A 2,683-nucleotide genomic window follows, 5' to 3' on the forward strand; every position below is an offset into this window, starting at 1 on the left:
TACTTTAATTTTCGGGATAGGTTTTCCCTCTCTTGGGTGACTCCTTCGAACTTCGAAGGAGTTTTTTTCTTGATTATTAAAGAAATTTAATCCCAAGAGAGGGCAACAAAAAATCCAAGAGAGAGGTGCTAAAAATGTCACAACAAACTTATACGCAAGAGCAAATTAATCAGATGCTTGCCGAAGCAAAGCAACAATGGATTGAGCAAGAACTAAATCCAATTGTTACCGAAAGGGATGAGTTGCTTAAACTCAGACCCAAAGAGAAAACTGAAGCGGAAAAAGAAATCGAGCGACTGAAAGCCGAGCTTCTTCAGCAAAAGTTAGTTTCCAGTTTGCGACAAATGGGCGCGGAGGATTTCGCTGATTTTATTTCCGTTTCGGATGAAAGCGAACTTCAAGCCAAAGTTGCAAAACTTCAAGAAGCGCTTAAAAAGCGGTCTATTGATTCATCATTTAAGCCAGACAATCACCGACAGACTGACGCTTACTCGCAAGCCGAGTCTAAGGGTGACGTAATTGGAATGATCGAATCAAAACTACAAAAACTATACAAATAAAAGGAGTAGATACAATTGTTTAAATCAACTGATTTTACGCAACACGAAACGATTAGTTTAGCAAAAGAGATTTACAAAGTCGGTGACGCTAACGATACGCCGTTTTGTCATTACTTCTCGGCAAAGGATTGACAGGTAAGGCTAGTGCGACGATCCATTGTTGGCGTGAACGATCATTTAATACTGATGACATTGGACAAGGCGTAATTGAGGGAAATAAAAATCCAACGGTTTATCAATCAGGAAGAGCAGAACTCAATAACGTGTGCCAGATTTGGCAACGTGCAGCCGAAATCAGCGGAACTGCGTTAGCAATGCAATCCACAACTTTCGGTCAAGAAATCGCAGATCGTTTGGTGGAAATTAAACAGGGCATTGAAAAATCGATTACTTCAGGAGTTCGTAATGATGGATCGTCTAGTCCCTATATTAGACAACTTGACGGTATAGAGCAATGGGCGGACGACAACAACAAGATTGAAGCAGCTACACCTACACAGATTAGCGAAGATGACATTAAACGGCTTGTTAAATGCTTCTGGATACAGGGGCTTCCTACAGGCCAATATTTTGCACTCGTTAACGCTGATCTGAAGGAACAAATCGACGCGATTTACAAGGACAGTTACAGTTACATTCATCAAAACAATGTGTTTGGTCTTCTTGTAGACGGTGTTCGAACGAATTACGGTACTGTATATTTCCTCTTGTCGCGTTATGCTTCTCCTAACAAAATTACCGCATTTGCGCCTGATTTTATCTCTCTCGACTATTTACGTCAACCAACGTTTGAGACATTGGCTAAAACAGGAGATGCTATAAGCGGTGAAGTAGTTGCTGAAGCAACGCTAAGAGTCGGCAGCAAAAAAGCGGTTGCTCAACTAACTGTATAACAATACATATTCCAAAGAAGTCGCTTCGGCGGCTTCTTTTTAATTATCATTAAACAATTTTAACGAAAGGGAAGTTGATCATGAATGAGGTTACAATATGGAAACTAAAAAGGATTGAAAATAAAATTCGCCAAAAAGATGTTGCGGATCATCTTGGCATAAGCGCAAGCTACGTCAGCTTGTATGAAGATGGGAAAGTACCATGGGATCAGGAATTAGTTAGGCGGTACCGGCAATTTATTGTTAACTATAAGGGGGCAGACAAATGAGTTTATGTGTATCAGCAAGCGGCGAGAACTACCATTACCTAGCGGTAGATACGGCTGTATCTTTCCGAAAAACGGAAAACTTTACCGGAGGGCAGACATTGGAGAAGACAATAAAATAGAGATAATTGACGGGGAAGCCTATTTTTTTAGTGGTGACATGATGTTGATTAACAACGTCAAAAAACAGTTTAAAACTCAAAGTGATAGAAGTTTTAAAACACTCATTGACATTGCAAGAACAGTATTCGAACAACATGCAGATGAAGGAGACGAACTGGCATTTGCTAAATATGGATTTGACAATGACGGAAAAGCAACCATCGAGTTTACAAACAATTGGCTAAAGTTCAAAGCATTCAAAGAATACGGAAACAGAAAGATTTTGTTTATGACTTACGGTTCCAAAATGAAAGAAGCAGGGGAAGAACTTCGAAAGTATTTGCATATCACAGACATCAAACCGAAATTTTTTATTCCCATTTACGAAGCTGTTGCAGATGCTGGTGTCGGTAAAGAATTAATTGTGTTTCATCTTACACCAGATAAATGGGGAAGAACGAAAAAGATTCCCTTAAACGAGCCAGACAACTTTCTTAAAGTTGACCTAGGCAGATTAAAACAACACTATACTTTTGTTGGCAAAGGAAGTGATTCGTGGCCCGTAGCTATTTATGGGGAAGGGGATGGCGCTAAAAGTTTTGATAATAATAACGCCTTCCACCCTGACATGGTCGGTGAATCAATGAGTGGCAGAGGTTTTATCACAAAGCCTGATGACAGTTTTAACATATTTTACTATTCGTCCAATTATGGATCTGAGCGTACTATCAGACTGGACAACTACGGCATATTCTTTCTAGCAGAAGATGGATCGATTAAATTTGAACATGTGACAGGCACATTTTTTGAGATCACAAGAAATGGAAACTCGATTAAAATGAGATCAAGTCCATTTTTGTGT

At 39.5% G+C, this 2,683-nt stretch carries 4 protein-coding genes; all 4 read left to right on the forward strand.

All coding sequences use genetic code 11. The annotated features are described in order from the left end of the window. The first annotated feature begins 134 nt into the window (after positions 1-134). Positions 135-560 carry a hypothetical protein gene (locus PACILC2_RS25895; RefSeq protein ID WP_213531887.1) on the forward strand — a complete coding sequence of 142 codons (426 nt, stop codon included), beginning with the start codon at positions 135-137 and terminating at the stop codon, positions 558-560. Between the two features lie 104 nt (positions 561-664). Next, complete coding sequence (locus tag PACILC2_RS25900; protein ID WP_244863878.1) at positions 665-1,453, forward strand: SU10 major capsid protein; 789 nt, start codon at positions 665-667, stop codon at positions 1,451-1,453. An 80-nt stretch (positions 1,454-1,533) separates the two neighbouring features. Beyond that, a complete protein-coding gene (locus PACILC2_RS25905) occupies positions 1,534-1,722 on the forward strand; it encodes a helix-turn-helix domain-containing protein (protein ID WP_213531889.1) in 189 nt (62 codons plus the stop codon). Between the two features lie 4 nt (positions 1,723-1,726). Further along, on the forward strand, positions 1,727-2,683 hold a 957-nt coding region (locus tag PACILC2_RS25910; protein ID WP_213531891.1), incomplete at its 3' end, for a hypothetical protein.

The organism is Paenibacillus cisolokensis (assembly GCF_018403665.1).
Classification (GTDB): Bacteria; Bacillota; Bacilli; order Paenibacillales; family Paenibacillaceae; genus Paenibacillus_AH; species Paenibacillus_AH cisolokensis.

Bases quoted from the DNA above. Each gene is read 5' to 3' on its own strand.
- PACILC2_RS25895 (WP_213531887.1), top strand. From the start codon at position 135: ATGTCACAACAAACTTATACGCAAGAGCAAATTAATCAGATGCTTGCC.
- PACILC2_RS25905 (WP_213531889.1), top strand. From the start codon at position 1,534: ATGAATGAGGTTACAATATGGAAACTAAAAAGGATTGAAAATAAAATT.